Here is a 22051-nt window from a genome sequence, read left to right on the forward strand (position 1 = left end):
TCTCTTCATATATTCGGGGTGCTTATTCTACGCGCGGGGTCTGGCTCGGATCGAACCCCTGGATCGACAAAGCCGCCGCGACCCCTTATCGGACTTGGGGTGCGGCGGCTGGCGGCGCGAGGTATTAGGACTTCTGCCCCACGTGGCCGATGCCTTCCTTGAGGATGGTGCCGCGCGGCGGCATCCAGCCAGCGAACTTGAAGGTGAGGTAGATGCCGACGGCAATCGCCAGCGAGATCCAGCCCAGCCCGGCGGTGAAGCCGTAAATCACGGCGATCGGGGCCACGACGGTCATGCCGATCTCGAAGGGGCCGAAGCCGACGTAGGCCATGCCGTATTCCGACAGGGTGCCGGACTCCAGCTTCGGGTCGACGATCTTGAGGATGGCGATACCGGTGGCGACGGTGGCCGTGGCCCAGCCCCAGCCGAAGATGCCGCGCTCAATCCAGCGCTCGCCGAAGAACTCGGCCGGGAACCACAGCAGGAAGAAGGTGCAGTAGATGGTACCCAGCACGAACAGGACCAGCAGCGGGACCCAGTAGCTAGCGATGGCGGCCGGCACGATGGCGGCGATACCGAAAGCGATCAGGTAGTCGGTGGCAGCACCGGAGACCATGGAGATGGCCTCGCGGTCCAGGTAATCGTTAGCACCCACGGCGTTCATGATGGCGCGGATGATAAGGCCCACCACCATGGACATGGCGAACAGCGGGATGGAGACGTTCTCCCAGACCGAGGAGATAGCCGAGTTGATGAGGTAGGCAATCATGACGGTCAGAACGATGAAGCCCAGGTGCAGGGTCAGCGGCTCAATCGCGGACGGGTTGGTGGTCGCCCGCCCCAGGGACGGGCGGTCCTCGACGTTGCGGATGTAGCCGCGGCGCAGCTCCTCCGGCAGCTCCTTCGGGACGTGGGAGACCTTGCCGCGGCGGATGCCCCAGTTGCCGGCGACGACGCCGCCGATGATGGCGGCCAGCGTACCGACGGTCGCCGAGGTAAAGCCCAGCGAGGACGCGGCCTCAGCGCCAACGCCCTCCAGCGCGCCGCCGACTGCCGCGGCGGTACCGAAGCCGCCGGTGAAGCCGACCGGCAGCATCATGCCGAACCAGTTCGGGGTGTCAAAGACCGGCATGAACAGGAAGACACCCAGCAGGATGAACAGGCCCCACTGGCCCGTGAACATCATGGTGGAAAAGCCCCACATGTTGCGCGCGCCCTTGCGCATGGAACCGCCGACCTCCATGGAGTAGGCCATGGAGGCGAACACGACGGCGATCAGCAGGGAGGTGTAATCGCCCAGCGCGTCGGAGAAATTGATCCAGCCCAGCAGCTCGGGGCCCAGAATCAGGCCCAGCAGGCCGGCCGTAATCGGGGCGGGCAGCAGCAGGTCCTGGAAAATGAACTTGACCTTGTGACGCAGGACGTTGCCGATCACCATGAGCAACGAAATCCAGCCCACGTCCAACATCAGGGAATAAGCAGAAAACTCTTCCACCGGCTATCCTTTCACCTTCATCGTGAATTGCCGCTGCCCACCGTGGGCCGCGGCCGCTCCCCACGGGGCGCCGGCCTGTGAATTTGCCGTGGAACCGCTGTCACCGCGGCACGCCAAATTCCAAATAGCTGACTTTTGGGGGAGTTCTGACCGTGAACACATTACTTGCTTACGGGTGATATACAACATACCGGGGTGTTTTATTAGGGCGCCATTACCCCCGAATAAAAAGGGCCAATCCTCGGCAAACGGTTAGACTAGCTGGTATGTATTCAGCTGAAGTTGTGGTCATCGGCGCCGGTCAGGCCGGCCTCGCGTCCGCTCAGCAGCTCAAGCGGCGCGGCGTGTCCGCCATCGTCCTCGACGCCAACCGCGGCCCCGGCGGCGCCTGGCGCCACCGCTGGGATTCGCTCACCCTAGGTAAGGCGCACGGGATTGCCGATCTCCCCGGCCTGGCCGCCCCGGCCGGCGACGACGCCACGCCGGCTTCCCGCGTCGTCTCCGACTATTACGGCACCTACGAAGAGCACTTCGGCCTCGACGTGCGCCGCCCGGTCCGGGTGGAAAACGTGCACTACGATTCCGCCGCCCACACCTTCCACCTGGCGACCACCGCGGGCAGCTTCCAGGCGCCGGCGCTCATCAACGCCACCGGCACCTGGGACAGCCCGTTTATCCCGCACGTCCCCGGCGCGGCGGAGTTCCGGGGCTGCCAGCTGCACACCAAGGACTACACGCGCGCGGCCGATTTCGCCGGCCAGCGCACCCTCGTCGTCGGCGGCGGGCTGTCCGCCGTGCAGTTCCTGCTGGAGCTCGAAGGCGTCACGGAGACCATCTGGGCCACCCGGCGCCCGCCGGACTTCGTATCCACCGCCTTCGATGCCCGCTGGGGCCGCGCCGTCGAAGACAGCGTGCGGGCCCGCACCCACGCGGGCAAGCGCCCCGCCTCGGTCGTGTCCACCACGGGGATCCCGCCGTGGCAGGACTACCTGGACGCCGTCGACCGCGGCCTGCTGGTCTCCCGCGGCATGTTCAGCGCCATCGATGCCACCGGCGTCACCTTCTCCACTCCCCGCTCGTACGCTGCCCCGGACGTCCACGACGCGGACGCCGAGACCCGCGCCAAGGCCTGGCGCCCCTTCCCCGCCGGCACCCACGTCGAGGTCGACACAATCTTCTGGAACACCGGCTTCCGCCCGCACCTGGGCCACCTGGCGGGGCTGCGGTTGCGCAGCCCACGCGGGGGAATCGAGATGCTCGACGAGGTCACCCCGGCCGCGAACCCGCGCGCCCTGCTGGCCGGGTACGGTTCCACCGCCTCGACCGTGGGCGCCACCCGCGCCGGCCGGCTGGCCGCCAAGCGTGCGGCGGAGGTTTTGGGTAGGTTTTAGGGCCGGTTCTGCGGGGGTTCTGCGAGTTCCGATCAACTTTTGGCCCGTGGGCCCACCCCGGGAACGCAAACTTGATCGAAACTCTCGCGAGCGCGTACCTGCCGCCTAGCGATAACGCGCCCAGGACACCTCCCGGATAATGCCCGAGTGCCAGTTCCACACCCCGTTGGAGGCCATGGGCGCCGGCCGCGGCTGCGTCACCTGCTTGACTACCCGCTTGAGGTGATAGTGCACGCAGCTGCCGCTATAGCGCAGGACCGTGTACCCCGCCAGCGTGGCCTCGTTCGCCTTCCACCGGTCCCGGATGAAGGTGTCGGGCGACTCCGCGGTATGGAACTGATAGCCGTCCACCTCGATGAGCATCTTCAACTCCGGCAGGTGGAGGTCGAAGAAGTACTGTCCTACCTGCACGTTGGTATCCACCCGGTACCCGGCGTCCCGCAAGGCCCGCACGAGCTTGCGCTCAAGCGGAGAATCGCTGCCGATGGAAGCCCGCCCAATAAGGCCGCGCGCCCGCTTGCTGAGCCGCCGGCCGGCGATGTGCTGCTCCAGCACGCTCTTCGCCTTCCTCCCCCGGTACGCCTGCTCCAGCAGCTCGACGGCCTCTTCGTCAGTGCAGTAGTCGATCGTTAGGGCAGGTATATGCACCCGCGCCCCTTCCACCTGGAGTGCCGCCAGCCGCTGGGTCCGGTAGCCGGACACGTAGGCAGATCGCGGGAGCTTGCGCGGGGCGGCCAAGTGCAGCGGGAAGCTAAGCGGCTGACCCAGATAAATCTCGCGCGCGGTCGGCCCGGTGGCCACCGCCTGGGGCCAGCGTCGCATGGCTATCGCCAGCAGCTCCCCCGGCGTCGGCTCCCGCGTCAGGTACAGCCCCTTGGCAATCTTGACGTAGACCCCGGCCGCCGCGCGCCGCCACAGCGTCTTGGCATCCACGCCGGACACGACGATGTCGTCCATAAAGTATTCCCCCCTGCGCTACAGGCTAGCAGCGGAGAGCGCTTCGCCGGGGCGGGCGAGATTCTCGCCGGGGTACACGAGAGTTCCGATCAATTTTTCGCCGCCCGAGCGCGCCGGCAAGCAGAAACTTGCCCGGAACTCCCGCCAAGGCCGACGCCAAACCCAAACCCTTCCCTTTTGTTGACGCGTCCACTATAATGGCGGGCATGAAAGCCTTCGGATTCTTAAGCTTCGGACACTACGCATTCGGCAACCAGCGCGGACCCTCGGCCAGCAAGGTCGCCCGCATCCACCTCAACCTCGCCCAGGCTGCGGACGAGCTGGGCGTGAACAACGCCTCCTTCCGCGTGCACCACTTCGTGCCCCAGGCCTCCGCCCCGATGCCCCTGCTGGGCGCGGTGGCCGGCAGCACCAAGCACATCGAGGTGGGCACCGGCGTTATCGACATGCGCTACGAAAACCCGCTCTACTTGGCCGAGGAGGCCGCCGCCCTGGACCAGATCGCCGACGGACGCGTCGCGCTGGGCATCTCCCGCGGCGCGCCGGAGGTCGCCGAGCGCGGCTGGGAGGCCTTCGGCTACCGCTCGCAGGCCCCCAACGGCGCCGACCTGGCGCGGGCCAACTTCGAGCGCTTCCTGGCGGGCATCGATGGCGCGGGCATGGCCACCGCCGCGCCGCTGGACCGCCAGTACCCGAACATGTTCCAGCCGGGCTCGCAGCTGCCCGTCTTCCCGCACTCGCCGGGGCTGCGCCGCAATATCTTCTGGGGCTCGGGAACCTACCAGTCGGCGGAGCAGGCCGCCCGCGACGGAGTGAACCTGATGTCGTCCACCCTGGTCTCGGAGACCTCCGAGCACACCTTGGGAGAGATCCAGGCCGAGCAGATCCGCCGCTACCGCGCGGCCTGGGCCGCGGCCGGACACGATTGGGCCCCGCGCGTGAGCATCTCCCGATCCATCTTCCCCATCGTCGACGGCGCCGATCACCAGCTGTTCGGCATGCAGGCCACCAGCCACGACCAGGTCGGCATCCTGCCGGACACGGGCGCGTCCACCTTCGGCCGTACCTACGCGGCGGAGCCGGACAAGCTCATCGCCCAGCTACGCGAGGACCCGGCCATCGAGGCCGCCGATACCCTGCTGCTGACCATCCCGACCGCCATGGGCCTGGAGACCAACGTGAAGATCCTGGAGAACTTCGCGAAGCACGTCGCACCGGAGCTGGGCTGGCAGCCCAACACGGAAGGCCCGGTCACCGGCTACGAAATCTAGCCCGCCCGCATCGACCGGCCGCGCCGAGCCAGTAGACTAAGGGACATGAATTCGCGTGTGGAGACCTACGGGTTAGCGGCTGCGTTTTCCCTGGAGGAAGCCGCGGAGCTCATCGAAGCCGGCCACCCGGACGCCGAGCGCCTCCACCGCGCGCTGCACGAGAACCTGTTTGTCGACGTGGTCGAGTCGCGCCAGGTCTTTGCCTGGGACCAGCACCGCGTCCACGCGGACTTCCTGCCCGCGCTGGCCTGGCTGGTGCGCGCCGTGCGCGTTGAACCGGGCGAGCTGGTCATCCCCGCCGAGGTCACGAAGCGGCTCGAGGACATGGCCCGCGCGCACCGCCGCCACGGCTTCCCCGCCGAGCTCTACTCCACGCTGGCTAGCGCCTTTGGGAAGGCGCTGCGGGATGTGGGGGCATCGACGACCATTTCGCGGCGGCTTTCCGGCGTCTTCACCCAGGTCTGCACCATTATGCGCGAGGCTCACCACGCCGCGGACGTCGCCGGCATCCCGCCGGCCTACGCGGGCCGCGTGGTGGCGGTGGACAAGCCCAACCGCGCGACTGCCATCGTGCACGTGGAAATCGGCACGGCCTTAGAATGCGCGCCCGGCCAGTCCGTGCCGGTGACTTCTTCCCTGCTGCCCGGCACCTGGCGGGAGATGACCCCGGCCACCCCGGCGGATTCGACAGGCCAGCTGGAATTCCACCTGGCCGCGGCTGGCGATGCCTCCACCTCCCTCATCCGTTCCCACCCCGGGGATTGGTGGACGCTTGGCGCCCCGGCCCAGGATTTCCCGCACGGGGCCGGCAACGCCGAAGTCCTGGTCAGCCGCAGCACCGGCTGGTCCGCGCACAAGGCCCACCTCCTGGCGTTGTGGGCCGACGTCGCTGCGGGCAAGGTGCCCGAACCCGCGCGCATCGATGTCATTCGGCTGGCCGAAAGCCCCGGCGCCTTCTACGACACCCATTTCCAGGAAAACTTCGCCGCGCTGGCGCCCTGGGTGCGCTTCCACCACCTGGCGGAAAGCCCGCGGGATCCGTGGCTGTTAAGCCCGGCGGATCCGGCGCAATCGCTGAACGTCGAGGTTACCGACGACCCGGCGGCGGCCATCACCGCCATCGCCGGCGGGCGGCCCACCCACGTGGTCGGCCCGGGGATTACGCAGCTAGCCGGCCGCGTGGCGGCGCAGGCCGCGGACTGGCAGCCGGCCGGTTTTCAGGCCTAGCCGACTACGGCTTTTAGGTCCGCGACTCCAGCACCGGCAGGGAACGACGCATGTCCGCGACCTCGTCGGCGTCGATATCGGCGTAGATGATCTCTTCCTCATAGCCGGCCTCGGCGAGGCGCCGGCCCTGCGGGTCCACAATGACCGAGTGGCCGATGCCCGTGGGCCCGGAGGGGTTGCCCGCCTCGTCGTTGCCGCCCGGGCGGGCCTGGCCGGCCGCGCACAGGTAGCTGGTCGAGTCCAGCGCGCGGGCCGCAGACAACAGGCGCCACTGCTCGAGCTTGCCCGGGCCGTCGGCCCAGCTGGTGGGCACGACGATGAGCTGCGCGCCGCGCTGGGCTAGGGCCCGGAACTGGTCCGAGAAGCGGATGTCGAAGCAGACGGCCACGCCGACGGTCCACTCGCCCACCTCGAAGGTCACGAGGTCGACGCCGGGGCGCACGGTGTCGGATTCGCGGTAGTCGAAGGCGTCGTAGGTGTGGATCTTGGCGTAGCCGCGGTGGATATCCGGCCCGGTTATTAGCGCGGTGTTGTAGACGCGGTTGATGGTCTTGTCGCCCTTGACGTAGCTGTCGGCGGGGCTGAACATGCCCGCTACCACGGTGACGCCGAGCTCGGTGGCGAGCGCGTGCAGGCGCTGAGCAAATTCACCATCTAGGTCTTGGGCGCCCTCGTCGAGACGACCCGTGGCAAAGGCCTGCATGGTCGCTTCCGGAAGGACCACCAACTGCGCGCCTTCCGCCGCCGCTTTGCGTATCTGACCTTCGGCTTTGGCGAGGTTCTCCGCCCAGTCAGGGCCCGTGGTTACCTGGACTGCTGCAATCTTCATGGTCTCCACAGTAGGGGGATATCCGCCCGGTTGCGAGAAAAATTCTGGCACTAGATCCGTGACAGCCCTAGCGCCCGCGGCGCAAAGGGGCCCAGACTAAAGGCATGAACCAGTTAACTATTAGTAGCTCTGCCCGTGAATTAGTACGCCAGCAATTAGCCACCACCTACCCCTACCCGGCGGCGGAGACCACCCCGCACCTAGGGCGCTACGGCGCCCGGACGGCGGCGGCCCTCCACCGCGCGCACGCCGCCTGGAGCGCCCGCACCACCGGCTGGGAGGCGCGCCGGAGGGCGCAATTAGCCGACCTGTCCTACTTCCTCGACCACGTGGCCGACACCGATGAGACACTGTCCGCCGCCTTCGAGAGAGGGCAGCACCGATGACGACCTCGCTCGCCCTGCGCCAGGCCGCCGGGACCCTAGACGCGGCCAGCGGAACGCTCGCCGGCCGCTCTGCACTACTTACCCATGATGGGGCCGCGCTATTGTGGGCTGGACTAAGCGGCGACGCACCGCTGGTGGCCAGCCAAAACCTGCGGCACTACGCCCGGCAGCTCGAGCCCGAAGCACAGCAGATGCGACTGGCGGCCGGGCTCCTGGAGGCCTACGCGGAGCTCCATGCTCGCCTCGAAGACTTGGAAGGCCGCGCCGTCCTAGCGCTGGGCGGGACCGCGGCCACGCCGCTGCTGCTGGCCCTGCGCGGCATCGGCGACGGGCTGGACTGGGCGTGCGCGCGCAGCATCGACGCGCTGTGCACGGGCACGCTGCCGGAGCCGCCGCAGCGGCTGGGCGATTTCGAGGACCTGAGCGTCGATGCCATCCACGAGCTCAACCTGGTGACCTCCTCCGAATTCGTCCAAGAACTGGCCCGGGCCAACCCGGATATCCGGCTCCTGGAGGTCTCGAAAGGCCGGATGGTGGCGATTGTCCCGCCGCCCGGGGAGCCGGTATCCACCGAGCCGGCCAGTGTTACCACCTTCATCGAGGGGGTCGGCTCGGCCGAGCCGGAGAAATGGCAACGCACCATCGACAGGACGCGCCAGATAGCCCAGGCCACGGGCGGGACGGCCGTCGCGTGGGCCGGTTACGCCGCCCCTCCCGGCCTCGCGCACGGGGTCCACGCGGAGCCCGCCCAGCGCGCCGGCCGCGACCTGGCCCGCTTCCAGCGCTCACTGCGGCAGCGTTACCCGGACGCGCGGCATACGGTGGTCGGCTACTCCTACGGCAGCGTCGTCGCCGGCTCCGCCGCCACCCAGCCGGAAGGCCTGGCGGCGGACGACCTGGTCCTGCTGGGCAGCCCCGGCGCGGTGGCCGAAAACGCGCAGGACTACCGCCTGCACGGCCACAACCCGCAGGTGCACGCGCTCACGGCGAAAGGGGATCCGATCGACGCGGTCGCCTCACCGTGGGGCGGGATCCACGGTCCCGATCCCACCAGCCGCGGTTTCGGGGCCCGGCCCTGGCCCGAGCCGGTGTACGGCGATCACGGCGCGTATTTCTCGGATCCCCGGTTCTTCGCCCACCTCGGCGACATCGCGCGAGGTAAGACAGGAGGTGCTTAGAACAGGCCCGTCGGCTTCTCGGAGTAGGACACGAGCATGTTCTTGGTCTCCTGGTAGTGGTCCAGCATCATCAGGTGGTTCTCGCGACCCAGGCCGGACTCCTTGTAACCGCCGAAGGCAGCGTGCGCCGGGTAGTTGTGGTACTGGTTAATCCACACGCGACCAGCCTGGATGGCGCGGCCAGCGCGGTAGCAGATGTTCTGGCTGCGCGACCACACGCCGGAGCCCAGGCCGAAGTTGGTGTCGTTGGCGATCTGGATGGCTTCGTCGAAGTCCTTGAAGGTCGCCACGGACAGCACCGGGCCGAAGATCTCCTCTTGGAAGATCCGCATGTCGTTGGTGCCCTTGAAGACAGTCGGCTCGATGTAGTAACCGTTTTCCAGGCCGTCGAGCTGGTTGACGTTTCCGCCGATGAGCGTCTCGGCGCCCTCTTCCGGGCCGATTTTCAGGTACTCGGTGATCTTGTCCATCTGCTCCTGGGAGGCCTGCGCGCCCATCATGGTCTCGGTGTCGAGCGGGTGTCCGATCTTGATCTTCTTCACGCGCTCGATGGCCAGCTCCAGGAACTTGTCCGCGATGTCCTCGTGGACCAGCGCGCGCGACGGGCAGGTGCAGACCTCACCCTGGTTCAGGGCAAACATGACGAAGCCCTCGACGCACTTTTCCAGGTAGGAGTCGTCCTCGTCCATGATGTCCGGGAAGAAGATCGACGGGGACTTGCCGCCGAGCTCCAGGGTGACCGGGATGACCTTGTCCGCGGCGGTCTTGTTGATGATCTTGCCGACCGGGGTGGAGCCGGTAAACGCAATCTTGGCGATCCGGTCGGAGCCGGACAGCGCGGCGCCGGCCTCGTCGCCTAGGCCGTTGACCACGTTGAGCACGCCCTCCGGCAGGAGGTCGCCGATAAGATCGAGCAGGAAGAGGATGGAGGCCGGGGTCTGCTCGGCGGGCTTGAGGACAATGCAGTTGCCGGTGGCCAGGGCCGGGGCGATCTTCCACGCGGCCATCAGGAGCGGGAAGTTCCACGGGATGATCTGGCCCACGACGCCGAGCGGCTCGTGGAAGTGGTAGGCCACAGTGTTCTCGTCCAGCTGGGAGATGCCGCCCTCCTGGGCGCGGATCGCGCCGGCGAAGTAGCGGAAGTGGTCCACGGCCAGCGGGATATCCGCGGCGAGGGTCTCGCGCACGGCCTTGCCGTTTTCCCAGGTCTCGGCGACGGCGATCTTTTCGAGGTTTTCCTCGATGCGATCGGCGATGCGCAGCAGCACGAGGCTGCGCTTGGCCGGGGAGGTCTTGCCCCAGGTCTCGAAGGCCTTCTCGGCGGCATCGATAGCCAGGTTGATGTCCGCTTCCTTACCGCGGGCGACCTGGCAGAAGACCTCGCCGGTCACGGGCGTGATGTTGTCCATGTACTCGCCATCGACCGGCGGGACCCACTGCCCGCCGATGTAGTTGTCGTAGCGCTCGCGGAAGTTGGCGATTGCGTCCGGGGTGCCGGGGTTTGCGTACTGCGTCATGGTGTGGAGTCCTTCAACTGGTAGTCGGCATTGAGTGTGGTTTATGTGAAGACCTTCGCACCAAGCTCTACTTAGTGAGCCCAGTCACGAAATCTTGCACGCCATCATATCCAGTCGTTCCGGCTGCCGCTAGGGGGTGATCCTTTCCTGCTACGAACTACCAGTTGGGACAAGCAAAAATCCCTGCCCCCGGAGTCGGGGAACAGGGATTGACGTGGCCGCGCACAACGCACACGGCGCGGCCTAAACAACACGCAAACGGAGGCGCTTAGGCGGGGCGGTGTTTGCCGCCGCGGCGCGGGGACCACATGACCACGGAGGTCGAGCGCGGCACGTGGACCAGCTCGCCGCGCTGCGGCTGGTTTCCGCGCTTTTGTAATTCGGCGCGCAGCTGCGCGACCTCGTTTTCCAATTCGTCGCGCTCGGCGGCCAGCTTGTCGCGTTCCTCGGTGAGCTCGATGATTGCCTTGATGCCGGCCAGGTTGACCCCGTCCTCTTGGGACAGGTTCTGGATCTTGCGCAGCATCGAGATGTCGCGGTCCGAGTAACGGCGGCCGCCGCCGCTGGTGCGGGCCGGGGTGACCAGCCCGAGGCGGTCGTAGGTACGCAGCGTCTGGGCGTGCATACCGGACAGTTCCGCTGCCACGGAGATGACGTACATGCTAGAAAACTCGCTCATAGCTTTTCACCTCCTAGTTCCGCGTGGTGTCCCCGGCCCATCCGGCGCGGGGGTTGAACCCGGAGTCCTTCTCGGCCTGGGCGTAGGAGCGCAGCGCGCTGAAGGCGGCGGCGTCCAGGTTGTTCGGAACCTTGACTTGGACGGTGACCAGCAGGTCGCCGGACTTGCCGCCCCGGGCCGGGATGCCCCGGTTGCGTACGCGCAGCGTCCGGCCGTCCGGCGTGCCCGCCGGGACCTTGACGCGCACCGGGCTATCCAGGGTCGGCACCGTAATGGTGTCGCCCAACGCTAGTTCCGCGAAGGAGACCGGGACGGTGATTTCCAGGTCGTCGCCCTTGCGGGTAAAGACCGGGTCGGATTTCACGTGCACGGAGACGAACAAGTCGCCGGCCGGGGTGCCGTTGGGCCCGGCCTCGCCCTGGCCCGCCAGGCGCACCTTCTGGCCGTCGATAACGCCGGCCGGGATGCGCACGGTGATAGAGCGGGTGCGGTGGACGGTACCGGTGCCGTTGCAGGTCTCGCACGGATCGGTGACGGTCTGCCCGGTGCTGCCGCAGTTCTGACAGGGAGCGGAGAAGCCGAAGCTACCGCGGTTTTCCGAGGTAAAGCCCGTGCCGTTGCACTTCGTGCAGGTGGTGGTGTGGCCGGTCTTCGAGCCCGAGCCGTGGCAGGTGGTGCACGGGGCCTCGCCGCTGAGCTGCAGCGGGATGGTGCCGCCCTTGGCGGCCTCGCGGAATTCGAGGGTTATTTCCGTTTCGACGTCCGCCCCGCGCGTCGGCCGAGCTGCGTGGCCAGCACCACCGCCGCGGTTGAAAACGCCACTGAAGATATCCCCAAAACCACCGCCTCCAGTTTGTCCAGAGTTCCCGAAGAGGTCGGAGAGGTCGAAGTCTTGCGCCCCGTGCGTTTGGCGAAACCCGCCGGGAAATCCGGCGCCTCCTGCCCGGCCGAAGCCGCCGCCCCTGCGCAGCATGGCCTTAAAATCGTCGTACTCCTTGCGTTCCTTCTCATCGGAGAGGACGTCGTACGCCTCGGCGGCTTTCTTAAACTTCTCCAGCGCCTCCGGGTTGTCCGGGTTGGCGTCCGGGTGGTTTTCCCGGGCTAGCTTGCGGTAAGCGTGCTTAATCTCGCTAGCGCTCGCGGACGAGGAGACCCCCAGATCCGCGTAATAATCTTTGTCTGCCCATTCTGGTTTAGCGCTCACTGGGCATCTCCTCCTTTCGAGGTGAAATAGTGTTTCTCAGCCTCGCTATGTGTTTACTAAAAATTTTATCTAAGACTAAATAAAAGGGGCGCCGAGGATAACCTCCCCCGGCGCCACCATTAGGAACTAGCTCTGCTCGGACCCGTGCGAGTCCGCGCCGCCTTCCGCCTCATCCGCGGATGCGGACGAACCACTGGGGTCGGCGATGATAACCATCGCGTTGCGTACCAGCCGGTCGCCGACACGGTAGCCGCGTCGCAAGACGGTGCCCAGCACCTTCTCGTCACCGCTGGAAAGGTCCTGAACTGCTTCGTGGATCTCCGGGTCGAAGGCGTCGCCCTCTTCGCCGAAGGCGGCGAGCTTCTGGCCCTGCAACACGTTGTTGAGCTTGTCGGCCATCGACTTCAGCGGGCCTTCCTCCAAGTCCCCGTGCTGGCGGGCCAGCTCGAGGTCGTCGAGGATGGGCAGAAGCTGGGCGATGACCTGGGCCTTGGCGTTGTCAATAACACCCTGGCGCTCGCGCTCGGTCCGGCGGCGGTAGTTGGTGTACTCCGCGTTCAGACGCTGCAGGTCCTCGGTGCGCTCGGCCAGCTGTGCCTCGAGGTTCGGCTCGGCGGCCGCCTCCGGGTCGACGTCGCCTTCGACGTCGGCCAGGGCCTCGTCCACATCTGCCTCGAGCGTGGGATCCAGCACGGCTTCTTCGGCGGCGTCCGCCTCCGCGTCGGCCTGGGCGTCCGCGGCTTCGGCCGACTGGGCATCGGCAGCCTCGGCGGCAGCTTCCTCAGCACGGTCCGCCGAGGTAGCCTCCGGATCGGTGTTGTCCGGGTCGCCGGGGTTATCCGGCATTCCGTTGAACTGAGTCATTACTTGTCGCCATCCTTGTTGTCGGTGTTGTCGGTGTCCTCGTCCACGACCTCAGCGTCGACGACGTTCGGATCTCCCTGGGCGCCAGCGTCACCGGCCTGGCCTTCCTGGCCAGCCTCGGCAGCCTGTGCCTCGTAGATCTCCTTGCCCATCTCCTGGGAGACGGTGGACAGCTTCTCCACGGCGGACTTAATAGCCTCGATGTCGTCACCCTTGAGGGCCTCGTCGACGGCATCGGCAGCCTCGGTCACCTTGGTCTTGGACTCCTCGGAGACCTTGTCGGAGTTCTCGTCCAGGAACTTGCGGGTCTGGTAGGAGGTGGATTCCGCGTTGTTGCGGGTCTCCTGCTCCTCGCGGCGCTTCTTGTCCTCTTCGGCGTGCTGCTCGGCGTCCTTGACCATGCGGTCAATCTCCTCCTGGGACAGGCCGGAACCATCCTGAATCTTGATGGTGTTTTCCTTGCCGGTGCCCTTGTCCTTGGCGGACACGGAGACGATGCCGTTGGCGTCGATGTCGAAGGTGACCTCAATCTGCGGAACGCCACGCGGTGCCGGGGCGATGCCGCCCAGCTCGAAGGAACCCAGCAGCTTGTTGGCGGAAGCCATCTCGCGCTCACCCTGGAAGACCTGGATCTGGACGGAAGGCTGGTTGTCTTCCGCGGTGGTGAAGGTCTCGGACTTCTTGGTCGGGATGGTGGTGTTGCGCTCGATGAGCTTGGTCATCACGCCACCCTTGGTCTCAATGCCCAGGGACAGCGGGGTGACGTCCAGCAGGAGGACGTCCTTGACCTCGCCACGCAGGACGCCGGCCTGCAGGGCAGCGCCCACGGCGACTACCTCGTCCGGATTAACGCCCTTGTTCGGATCGCGGCCGGTCAGTTCCTTGACCAGGTCAGACACGGCCGGCATACGGGTGGAGCCACCAACCAGGACGACGTGGTCGATATCGCCGACGGACATGTCAGCGTCCTTGATGACCTGGTTGAACGGAGCCTTGGTGCGGTCCAGCAGATCCTGGGTGATCTTCTGGAACTCGGTGCGGGTCAGGGTCTCGTCCAGGAACAGCGGGTTCTTGTCAGCATCCACCGTGATGTACGGCAGGTTGATGTTGGCCTGCTGGGAAGCGGACAGCTCAATCTTGGCCTTCTCCGCGGCCTCGCGCAGACGCTGCAGAGCCATCTTGTCCTTGGTCAGGTCAATGCCCTGGGCGCTCTTGAACTTCTCGACCAGCCAATCAACGATGCGCTGGTCCCAGTCGTCGCCGCCCAGCGAGTTGTCACCGGCGGTGGCCATGACCTCGACGACGCCGTCGCCGATTTCCAGCAGGGAGACGTCGAAGGTGCCGCCGCCCAGGTCGAAGACCAGGATGGTCTGCTCCTGCTCGCCCTTCTCCAGGCCGTAAGCCAGTGCAGCCGCGGTCGGCTCGTTGACAATACGCAGGACGTTCAGGCCTGCAATCTGGCCGGCCTCCTTGGTGGCCTGGCGCTGCGCGTCCTCGAAGTAAGCCGGCACGGTGATGACCGCGTCGGTGACATCCTCACCCAGGTAGGACTCCGCGTCGCGCTTCAGCTTCATCAGCGTGCGGGCGGAGATCTCCTGCGGGGTGTACTTCTTGTCATCAATGTCGACGGTCCAGTCGGTGCCGATGTGGCGCTTGACGGAGCGAATGGTGCGGTCGACGTTGGTCACCGCCTGGTTCTTAGCGGACTGGCCGACCAGGATTTCCCCGTTCTTGGCGAAGGCCACGACGGACGGGGTGGTGCGGGAGCCTTCCGAGTTAGCGATAACGGTGGCCTCGCCACCTTCCAGTACGGAAACCACCGAGTTAGTGGTACCGAGGTCAATACCTACTGCGCGTCCCATAGTTCTTTACTCCTTCTAAGTGTTTGTTTCTCGTAAGTTGATTGCCTGTGGCTCAACTTCTGATGAGTACGTCAGCCACTCTAACAGAAGTTTGCTTCAAGTCGTTCCAAACCTGAGTGCTGGCCACTCAATCTACACAACGCACCACTCGTCAAAGTTGTTCCCACTCGACTCAACTTTTTAAATCTTTTTCGTTTTCCCAGTTCAGAACACGTCGTCCACCTTCGGTTCCGCGAGCGTGTCCGAAAGTTACCTCCAACAAGTATCCGAAAGAGGATAGGCAGCAGGCCCAAAACTCGGCAGACTGTAAAGCACAGCAGCCGGGAACGGTCGCAACAGCAACGGGACTGGCTGGTTTTCGACCACCCCGGGCTGCTCCTACTCGAGAGACTCAGATTCTTATACACCGAAAGGAACTTTCATGTTCGACTTCCTGACCGACCTCAGCTCCGCCATCGACTTCGAGCAGCTCATCAAGGGCATCTCCGGCCTGATCGACAGCTCCTCCGAGGGCTCCGAGGGCGAGGGCCTGTCCTCCGCTTTCGAGGGCCTGTCCTCCTCCGAGGACTCCGCTTCTGAGGCTGCCGAGTCCACCGAAGCTGCTTCCGAGTAAGCCTTAAACCTCCACTAAACAGAGGCACGAGACTCTTTCACTGAACTTCCCCCGCCGCCCGAGTTCGCGCCGCTCCCAAAAAGAGCGTCGCATGGGACAGACTCGGACGGCGGGGGTTCCTCTATCTTCAGCCCGACCACAGCCCACCGGCACACCAGCGCTAACGATGCCACCCGGCCCGCACCGGCCGCTCCGCCCCACCGCCCCAGCTCGGCCCATCCGACTCCGCATAGCTCGGACGATTCCTTTACGGACTAACGTTGAATACAGAACTTTCATCAAGACCGCACCTCGTTCCGCTCGCCAAAGGAGTCCGCATGTCGGCACTACGACCCCTGCCCGCCCTGCGCAAGCTCCGATCCGTCATGACGCTCGAGCGGGCCGCGATCGTCGTGGGCGCCTTTTGCCTGCTACTTACCCTGCTCGGTGCCGCCATGGAGCCGCCGGAACTCCAACTGGTCTCCGTAGTATTGGGAATCGCGCTGAGCTGCGCGACCGTAGGGGCCTACCGCTATCCGCTGGCTATGACGACACTCTTCCTCATCGTCTGGTTGACCGCCTCGCTCAGCACGCACAACACGTATCTCAGCTGTATCTTTATCGTCCCAGTCTTGGCCGCCATCGTGGCCTACCACGGACGGGTGTGGCTCACCGCGGGCGCTGGGCTCACGCTGTGGGTGGCCGGGCTCATCGATCCGGTCTCAGACCAGAGCACCGTCAACCTCCCTACGGCTGCTACCTGGGGTATGTACGTCAGCCTGGGCATCGTCATCGGCAGCGCCTACGGCCACTCGGCGCGGCGCTACAAAGCGGCCATGGTGGAATGGGACCGTGACGTCCGGAGGCGGCAGAACGATCTCGCCGAGATGCTGCATAATTCGGCCGTGTCCAGCATGACGGTCAACACCATGCAGCTGGAGGCCTTGAGCTTGGAATACGCCAAGGACCCCAAGCTGGCCGAGCGCCTCGATGAGCTCAGTGACTCCATGCGCGCGACCATGTCGGAGATCCGCGCCTTGACTAGCGTGCTGCGCAGCTCCAACGACGATCCCCAGTCGGTCCTCGGCATCGGCGACAAGACCGGCAAGAAGCCCACCACGTTCGCGAAGCTGCTGACCGAAGAAGCCTCCCGACTCCAGAAGCTGAACCGCCAGCCTAAGACGACGGTCCAGCTGGACGATTTCGATCCCAGCTTCAGCCAGGACGTCCTCGACGCGGTCGCCGCCATCGTCAACGAGGCGTGCATCAACGCCGTCAAATACTCCCCGCCCGGCGCGGACATCGACCTACTTGTCCGGCCTTATCTGGGATGGATCAGCCTGACGATTTCCAACCCGATCGCCACGTCCCGAGTCGCTGACAACGCCATGTCTTCGGGCATCGGCCAGGCGTCCATGCACCGGATCGCCACCACTATCGACGCCAAGCTCAGCAGCACGGAAAACGACGGCAACTGGGAAGTCACGTTGTCTCTTCCACCACATAGCTATACACGTCGATGATCTCACATAACCTTGGCGGCTATCATTGAGCTAAGTTATGCTAACGCTTGCTACCATCTCGAACACTCTCTAGAGACATCCCTGGAAAGGACCCCAATGAACGCTCTCGCAGGTTTCCTCGCACCTTTGCTCCTCTCTTCGCAGCTGATCGGCGGCGCCCCCGCCCTTAGCTCCCAGGACGCACCGGTTACCGTCGCCCCGTACGAGTCCGCCGCTGAAAAGGCCTTCGGCTGCCCGTCCCCGTTTTGCCCGGGTCGGTAATTAACCTCCTGGTCGTCGACGACGACCCGCTGGTACTCGAAGCGCTAGGACACTACTTCGCTAGCGCGGACGACATGAAGGTGGGCGCTACCGCCGAAAATGGAAAAGCCGCCCTTGCTCTGCTCGGGGAGCAAGATTTTGACGTCATCGTGGCAGATATTCACATGCCGGAAATGGACGGCACGACACTGCTGCGCAAGGTCGGGGAGATGGACAATCCCCCGGTCTTTATCGCGATGACCGCCATGGACAATGACGACACCCTGTTGGACGTCATGTCCCACAAGGCGGCCGCCTATATCCTAAAAAGCTCGAAGCCCGCCTATATTTTGGAAACGGTGCGCGAAGCCGTGAAGGGCGGCACGGTGGTCACGCCGCAGTCGCTGACCCGCCTGGTTGAGCACCTGCCGGAGCTACAGAACACCACCACTATGCGGCCGACGGCGGCGCTCGACAATCACGATGTTCCCCCGGCGCAGCTGCGGGTACTGGAGCTGCTGTGCGAGGGCCAGTCGAACGCGGAGATCGCGGCATCGACGGGCTATGCCGACGGCACGATTAAGAAATACATCTCTTACCTGCTGGCCGAATTCCAGGCCAAGTCTCGTCTTGATCTCGCCATCAAGGCGCTCAAAGCCGGCTACGGCCAGTAAAAGCTGCCCAGCCCCGCCCTACCCCCTAGGTCGGAACTTCCTGCGGAAACAAATCAACCTTTCTACCCCCATCGGGCATTTTCGCCTACCCACTAGCGTCAGTTGTGTGGGTTTCTTATAATGACCGCAATAGCAAGCAGCATTACACCCACCCGCTTGTGGTTGCTTAGGTCACAAGGGGAGTAGGGTGGCTGCACAACATAACGGCCGTTCCGCCCGGGGCGTCCGCAACCACGAGTCTTAGTCTTAGCTCTAGTGCCTGTGTGCTAGCTCCAGACCTAGTTCTATCTCTTTGTCCTCTAGCCAGGTAAGGAAGGTGAGCGTTGAACGTCTTTCTGGCGCGGATTCGCCGCGCGAGTGACCGGCCTCCCGTATAGATAGCCGGCACACTCCGCCAAAAGATTGGTCCAACCTGCGGCACGCGCACCCGCGTGCACGGCAAGCGTATGGCTGCTTCCCCGCCAGAGACTTCTGCCCCAACCCTGTTGGGGCGACGTTTGGCGCGGCGGAAGCGTTAAACAACACTTTCCATTTCCACCCGGCCCGGGTAAGACCCGGGACGCTCGACTAACCCGCATGCCAGCTGGAGATAGCCGCAGCGGGCCACCATCACCGGCCCGGGTCTCACCGCACAAAGAGGTAGAACCACTATGACTTCTCCTGCCAACACCCGTTTGCCCGAATCCGACGACGTCGAAGCCATCGTCGAATCCGCCGTCCGCCAGGCCCGCACCTGGCTCGCCGCTAGCGCCAACGAGAAAGACCAGGCCACCGAGCAGCTCGCGGACCTGCTGCGCGACACCGACGGTGTGAAGTTCACCATGGACTTCGTCGACCGCGTTATGCGCCCGGAAGACGACAAGGTCGCAGCTCACGCGCTGAAGAAGATTAACGAAAACTTCGATCCGGCCTTCCTCGGCAAGATCAACGCCTCCCTGATCGGCTTGGGAGGTTTCTTCGGACCGATCCTGCCGAACCTCGTGATGCCGCTGGCCCGCATGCGCATGCGCCAAATGGTCGGCCACCTGGTCGTCGACGCCGAGTCCGACGCCCTGAACAAGACCCTGGACAAGGCCACCGAGTCCGGCGAGCAGCTCAACCTGAACCTGCTGGGCGAGGCCGTCCTCGGCGAGGACGAGGCCCGCTCCCGTGCCGAGCGCACCCTGGCGCTTATCCGCAACCCACGCGTGACCTACGTGTCCGTGAAGGCCTCCTCCATCGTGGCCCAGCTCAACCCGTGGGACATCGACGGCTCCGTCGAGCGCCTCAAGGAGCGCCTGCGCCCCCTCTACGAGGAGGCCGCCAAGCGCAGCCCGAACGTCTTCATCAACCTGGACATGGAGGAGTACCACGACCTCCACCTGACCATCCGCCTGTTCAAGGAACTGCTCAGCGAGCCGGAGTTCAAGGAGCTGGAAACCGGCATCGTCCTGCAGGCCTACCTGCCGGACACCTTCGCCGCCCTGCAGGAGCTGGCCGAGTTCGCCAAGCAGCGCGTGGCCGAAGGCGGCGCCAAGATCAAGATCCGCCTGGTCAAGGGCGCCAACCTGTCCATGGAGCACGTCCAGGGCGAGGTCCACGGCTGGCCGGTCGCCCCCTACATCACCAAGCCGGAGGTCGACGCCAACTACTTCCGCCTGCTGGACTACATCCTGCGCGAAGAATTCGCTGACTCCGTCCGGATTGGTGTAGCCACCCACAACCTCTACACCGCCGCCCTGGCCGCGGAGCTGGGCAAGAAGCGCGGCGTGATGGACATGATGGATTCCGAGATGCTGCAGGGCATGTCCCCGGCCCAGCAGGAGGCCGTCCGCAAGGTCTTCGGCGGCCGCCAGATCCTCTACACCCCGGTCGTGCACATGGAAGACTTCGACGTCGCCGTGTCCTACCTGGTCCGCCGTCTGGAGGAGAACTCCGCCCCGCAGAACTTCCTCTACGCCCTGTTCGCCCCGGACGAGGCCCGCAGCGATCACCTGACCCCGCTGCAGGATCAGGAAGCCCGCTTCCGCCGCGCCGTGGAAGACCGCTGGGACACCTTCGCCGGCGCCCGCCGCCAGCAGGACCGCACCGCCGAGGAGGGCCAGGGCCGCCAGGCTCCGGTCACCGGCCGCTTCGTCAACGAGCCGGACACCGACCCGGCGCTGCAGGCCAACCGCGAGTGGGCCCTGAAGTGGCTGTCCACCGACCCGGGCGAGCACACCGTCACCCAGGTCACCGATCCGGCCGAGGTGGAAACCGCCGTGGCCAAGGCCAAGACCCTGGCCGAGGACTGGGGCTCCAAGACCGGCCACGAGCGCGCTGAGGTCCTGGAGACCATCGGCGACCGCCTGGCCGATTACCGCGGCCGCCTGGTCAGCGTCATGGCTCACGAGGCCAACAAGACCGTGACGCAGTCCGACCCGGAGGTCTCCGAGGCCATCGACTTCGCCACCTACTACGCGCACTCCGCGCGCCTGCTGGACGAGGCCCGCTCCAAGTTCACCCCGAACCGCGTGACCGTGGTGACCCCGCCGTGGAACTTCCCCGTGGCCATCCCGGTCGGCGGTGTGCTGTCCTCCCTGGCGGCGGGCTCCACCGTCATCATCAAGCCGGCCCCGCAGGTGGTTCACTGTGCCCAGGTGGCCGTGGAGGCCATCCACGCCGGCCTGAAGGAGCATGGCCTGGACACCGACCTGGTCCAGCTGGTCTACACCGATGAAAGCGAAGCCGGCAAGACGCTCATCTCCCACGCGGACGTCGACGCCATCATCCTGACCGGCGCTTCCGACACCGGTGCGCTCTTCCGCTCCTGGCGCCCGGACATGAACCTGATGGCGGAGACCTCCGGCAAGAACGCTCTCATCATCACCCCGGCCGCCGACCCGGATCTGGCCATCCAGGACCTGTACCTGTCCGCTTTCGGCCATTCCGGCCAGAAGTGCTCCGCCGCCTCCCTGGTGATCTTCGTCGGCGCCGCCGGCACCTCGGAGCGCCTGCGCAACCAGCTGCTGGACTCCGTGCGCACGCTCATCCCGGGCCCGGGCTACGAGGTCAAGACCACCATGAACGGCCTGGCTGAGCCGCCGAGCGAGAAGCTCTACCGCGGCCTGACCCAGCTGGAGCCGGGCGAGAAGTGGCTCATCAAGCCGGAAAAGCTCAACGAGGAGGGAACCCTGTGGTCCCCGGGCATCCGCGACGGCGTCCAGCCGGGCTCCTGGTACCACCTCAACGAGTGCTTCGGCCCGGTGCTGGGCATCATGCACGCCGAGACCCTGGAGGAGGCCATCGAGTGGCAGAACTCCACCGGTTACGGCCTGACCGGCGGCATCCACTCCCTGGATGACGAGGAGATCGACTACTGGATCGACCACGTCGAGGTCGGCAACGCCTACGTCAACCGCGGCATCACCGGCGCTATCGTCCAGCGCCAGTCCTTCGGCGGCTGGAAGAAGTCCGTCATGGGCCCGGGTGCCAAGGCCGGCGGCCCGAATTACGTGCCGCAGATGGGCACCTGGGAGGACGGCGAGCTGCGCGCCCGCGACGTGGACATCAAGGCCAACATCGCCGGCGAGCTGCGCCAGTGGACCGACCGCCTGGACTCCGTGCTGGACGAGGGCGACGCCGCCTGGCTGTTGCGCGCCGCGGAGCTGGACCAGCTGGCCTGGCAGGAAGAGTTCGGTCGCAACCACGACCGCACGGCCCTGATCTCGGAGGCCAATATCTTCCGCTACCGCCCACTGCTGTCGGCCCTGTCCGTCCGCGTCGGCGAGGGCTACAAGGTCCGCGACGTGGCCCGCCAGCTGCTGGCCACCGCCATCACCGGCACCCCGATCGACATCTCGGCCCCGGCGAATATCGCCGCGGACCTGCGCGACATGGGCTTCCGCGCCCGCACCGCCAGCGCCGAGGAGTTCGCCAACGAGGTCGCCGAGATGTCCTCGGCTCGCATCCGCGCCCTCGGTGCGGTGGAGCAGCCGGTCCAGGAGGCCGCGGTCAAGTCCAACTCGGTCGTCCTCGACCAGCCGGTCCTGGCCGACGGCCGCCGCGAGCTGCTGCCGTACCTGCTGGAGCAGGCCGTCTCCGTGACCATGCACCGCTTCGGCATCATCCGCGAAATCGGCGATATCCGCCGCTAGGGGCGGTACCAGCGTTTCCGCGGCCGCCGCTTGTATGGCATAGTTGG

General features: G+C 65.8%; 18 protein-coding genes. 10 read left to right on the forward strand and 8 right to left on the reverse strand.

Features of this window, described 5'->3' with window-relative positions; all coding sequences use genetic code 11:
• Window positions 1–124: 124 nt before the first annotated feature.
• A complete protein-coding gene (locus VVR85_RS05490) occupies window positions 125–1495 on the reverse strand; it encodes a sodium/glutamate symporter (protein ID WP_368519940.1) in 1371 nt (456 codons plus the stop codon).
• Between the two features lie 266 nt (window positions 1496–1761).
• Between VVR85_RS05490 and VVR85_RS05495 the strand changes: the two genes are divergently transcribed.
• Window positions 1762–2886, forward strand: a complete 1125-nt coding sequence (locus VVR85_RS05495; RefSeq protein ID WP_368519941.1) for an NAD(P)-binding domain-containing protein — start codon at window positions 1762–1764, stop codon at window positions 2884–2886.
• Between the two features lie 105 nt (window positions 2887–2991).
• Here VVR85_RS05495 and VVR85_RS05500 read toward each other — a convergent pair whose 3' ends face one another.
• Window positions 2992–3843 carry an endonuclease domain-containing protein gene (locus tag VVR85_RS05500; RefSeq protein ID WP_368519942.1) on the reverse strand — a complete coding sequence of 284 codons (852 nt, stop codon included), beginning with the start codon at window positions 3841–3843 and terminating at the stop codon, window positions 2992–2994.
• Between the two features lie 206 nt (window positions 3844–4049).
• Here VVR85_RS05500 and VVR85_RS05505 point away from each other — a divergent pair, with 206 nt between their 5' ends.
• Window positions 4050–5114 carry an LLM class flavin-dependent oxidoreductase gene (locus VVR85_RS05505; protein WP_368519943.1) on the forward strand — a complete coding sequence of 355 codons (1065 nt, stop codon included), beginning with the start codon at window positions 4050–4052 and terminating at the stop codon, window positions 5112–5114.
• Between the two features lie 45 nt (window positions 5115–5159).
• Entirely contained in the window at window positions 5160–6341 is a 1182-nt protein-coding gene (locus tag VVR85_RS05510) for a 2-polyprenylphenol hydroxylase (RefSeq protein WP_368519944.1), read from the forward strand.
• 13 nt (window positions 6342–6354) lie between these two features.
• Here VVR85_RS05510 and VVR85_RS05515 read toward each other — a convergent pair whose 3' ends face one another.
• Window positions 6355–7170: a carbon-nitrogen hydrolase family protein gene (locus VVR85_RS05515; RefSeq protein WP_368519945.1), complete on the reverse strand. Its 816-nt coding sequence runs from the start codon at window positions 7168–7170 to the stop codon at window positions 6355–6357.
• Window positions 7171–7274: 104 nt separating this feature from the next.
• Between VVR85_RS05515 and VVR85_RS05520 the strand changes: the two genes are divergently transcribed.
• Window positions 7275–7556: a hypothetical protein gene (locus tag VVR85_RS05520; protein ID WP_368519946.1), complete on the forward strand. Its 282-nt coding sequence runs from the start codon at window positions 7275–7277 to the stop codon at window positions 7554–7556.
• Window positions 7553–8734, forward strand: coding sequence for an alpha/beta hydrolase (locus VVR85_RS05525; protein WP_368519947.1), 1182 nt, complete (start codon window positions 7553–7555; stop codon window positions 8732–8734). Before VVR85_RS05520 ends, VVR85_RS05525 begins: the two co-directional genes overlap by 4 nt.
• On the opposite strand, the gene VVR85_RS05530 is transcribed toward VVR85_RS05525, so the two are convergent.
• From VVR85_RS05530 to dnaK, 5 genes are all read right to left on the reverse strand, one after another.
• Window positions 8731–10251: an aldehyde dehydrogenase family protein gene (locus tag VVR85_RS05530; protein ID WP_368519948.1), complete on the reverse strand. Its 1521-nt coding sequence runs from the start codon at window positions 10249–10251 to the stop codon at window positions 8731–8733. The two genes, VVR85_RS05525 and VVR85_RS05530, sit on opposite strands and share 4 nt — an antisense overlap.
• Window positions 10252–10519: 268 nt before the next feature.
• Window positions 10520–10930 carry a heat shock protein transcriptional repressor HspR gene (locus VVR85_RS05535; RefSeq protein ID WP_368519949.1) on the reverse strand — a complete coding sequence of 137 codons (411 nt, stop codon included), beginning with the start codon at window positions 10928–10930 and terminating at the stop codon, window positions 10520–10522.
• 13 nt (window positions 10931–10943) lie between these two features.
• Window positions 10944–12134 (reverse strand): molecular chaperone DnaJ, encoded by a 1191-nt coding sequence (gene dnaJ, locus VVR85_RS05540; RefSeq protein WP_368519950.1) that lies wholly within the window; start codon window positions 12132–12134, stop codon window positions 10944–10946.
• Window positions 12135–12260: 126 nt separating this feature from the next.
• Window positions 12261–12998 (reverse strand): nucleotide exchange factor GrpE, encoded by a 738-nt coding sequence (grpE, locus tag VVR85_RS05545; protein ID WP_368519951.1) that lies wholly within the window; start codon window positions 12996–12998, stop codon window positions 12261–12263.
• Complete coding sequence (dnaK, locus tag VVR85_RS05550) at window positions 12998–14860, reverse strand: molecular chaperone DnaK (protein WP_368519952.1); 1863 nt, start codon at window positions 14858–14860, stop codon at window positions 12998–13000. Before dnaK ends, grpE begins: the two co-directional genes overlap by 1 nt.
• A gap of 421 nt (window positions 14861–15281) precedes the next feature.
• On the opposite strand from dnaK, the gene VVR85_RS05555 reads away from it, so the two are divergent.
• From VVR85_RS05555 to VVR85_RS05575, 5 genes are all read left to right on the forward strand, one after another.
• The gene (locus VVR85_RS05555; protein WP_368519953.1) at window positions 15282–15473 is read left to right on the forward strand and encodes a hypothetical protein; all 192 of its coding nucleotides are present in this window, start codon (window positions 15282–15284) and stop codon (window positions 15471–15473) included.
• Between the two features lie 317 nt (window positions 15474–15790).
• Window positions 15791–16975, forward strand: coding sequence for a sensor histidine kinase (locus VVR85_RS05560; RefSeq protein WP_368519954.1), 1185 nt, complete (start codon window positions 15791–15793; stop codon window positions 16973–16975).
• A 96-nt stretch (window positions 16976–17071) separates the two neighbouring features.
• Entirely contained in the window at window positions 17072–17236 is a 165-nt protein-coding gene (locus tag VVR85_RS05565) for a hypothetical protein (protein WP_168166941.1), read from the forward strand.
• The gene (locus VVR85_RS05570; RefSeq protein WP_368519955.1) at window positions 17221–17889 is read left to right on the forward strand and encodes a response regulator; all 669 of its coding nucleotides are present in this window, start codon (window positions 17221–17223) and stop codon (window positions 17887–17889) included. The genes VVR85_RS05565 and VVR85_RS05570 overlap by 16 nt, the downstream gene beginning before the upstream one ends.
• Before the next feature lie 650 nt (window positions 17890–18539).
• A complete protein-coding gene (locus VVR85_RS05575) occupies window positions 18540–22004 on the forward strand; it encodes a proline dehydrogenase family protein (protein WP_368519956.1) in 3465 nt (1154 codons plus the stop codon).
• Window positions 22005–22051: the final 47 nt, after the last annotated feature.

The organism is Corynebacterium sp. LK2590 (assembly GCF_040946105.1).
Taxonomy (GTDB): Bacteria; Actinomycetota; Actinomycetes; order Mycobacteriales; family Mycobacteriaceae; genus Corynebacterium.

What these genes read in the sequence shown, in the direction of transcription:
- VVR85_RS05495 (WP_368519941.1), top strand. Translation starts at nt 1,762, where the DNA reads ATGTATTCAGCTGAAGTTGTGGTCATCGGCGCCGGTCAGGCCGGCCTC.
- VVR85_RS05500 (WP_368519942.1), bottom strand. Translation starts at nt 3,843, where the DNA reads ATGGACGACATCGTCGTGTCCGGCGTGGATGCCAAGACGCTGTGGCGG.
- VVR85_RS05505 (WP_368519943.1), top strand. Translation starts at nt 4,050, where the DNA reads ATGAAAGCCTTCGGATTCTTAAGCTTCGGACACTACGCATTCGGCAAC.
- VVR85_RS05510 (WP_368519944.1), top strand. Translation starts at nt 5,160, where the DNA reads ATGAATTCGCGTGTGGAGACCTACGGGTTAGCGGCTGCGTTTTCCCTG.
- VVR85_RS05515 (WP_368519945.1), bottom strand. Translation starts at nt 7,170, where the DNA reads ATGAAGATTGCAGCAGTCCAGGTAACCACGGGCCCTGACTGGGCGGAG.
- VVR85_RS05520 (WP_368519946.1), top strand. Translation starts at nt 7,275, where the DNA reads ATGAACCAGTTAACTATTAGTAGCTCTGCCCGTGAATTAGTACGCCAG.
- VVR85_RS05525 (WP_368519947.1), top strand. Translation starts at nt 7,553, where the DNA reads ATGACGACCTCGCTCGCCCTGCGCCAGGCCGCCGGGACCCTAGACGCG.
- VVR85_RS05530 (WP_368519948.1), bottom strand. Translation starts at nt 10,251, where the DNA reads ATGACGCAGTACGCAAACCCCGGCACCCCGGACGCAATCGCCAACTTC.
- VVR85_RS05535 (WP_368519949.1), bottom strand. Translation starts at nt 10,930, where the DNA reads ATGAGCGAGTTTTCTAGCATGTACGTCATCTCCGTGGCAGCGGAACTG.
- grpE (WP_368519951.1), bottom strand. Translation starts at nt 12,998, where the DNA reads ATGACTCAGTTCAACGGAATGCCGGATAACCCCGGCGACCCGGACAAC.
- dnaK (WP_368519952.1), bottom strand. Translation starts at nt 14,860, where the DNA reads ATGGGACGCGCAGTAGGTATTGACCTCGGTACCACTAACTCGGTGGTT.
- VVR85_RS05555 (WP_368519953.1), top strand. Translation starts at nt 15,282, where the DNA reads ATGTTCGACTTCCTGACCGACCTCAGCTCCGCCATCGACTTCGAGCAG.
- VVR85_RS05560 (WP_368519954.1), top strand. Translation starts at nt 15,791, where the DNA reads ATGTCGGCACTACGACCCCTGCCCGCCCTGCGCAAGCTCCGATCCGTC.
- VVR85_RS05565 (WP_168166941.1), top strand. Translation starts at nt 17,072, where the DNA reads ATGAACGCTCTCGCAGGTTTCCTCGCACCTTTGCTCCTCTCTTCGCAG.
- VVR85_RS05575 (WP_368519956.1), top strand. Translation starts at nt 18,540, where the DNA reads ATGACTTCTCCTGCCAACACCCGTTTGCCCGAATCCGACGACGTCGAA.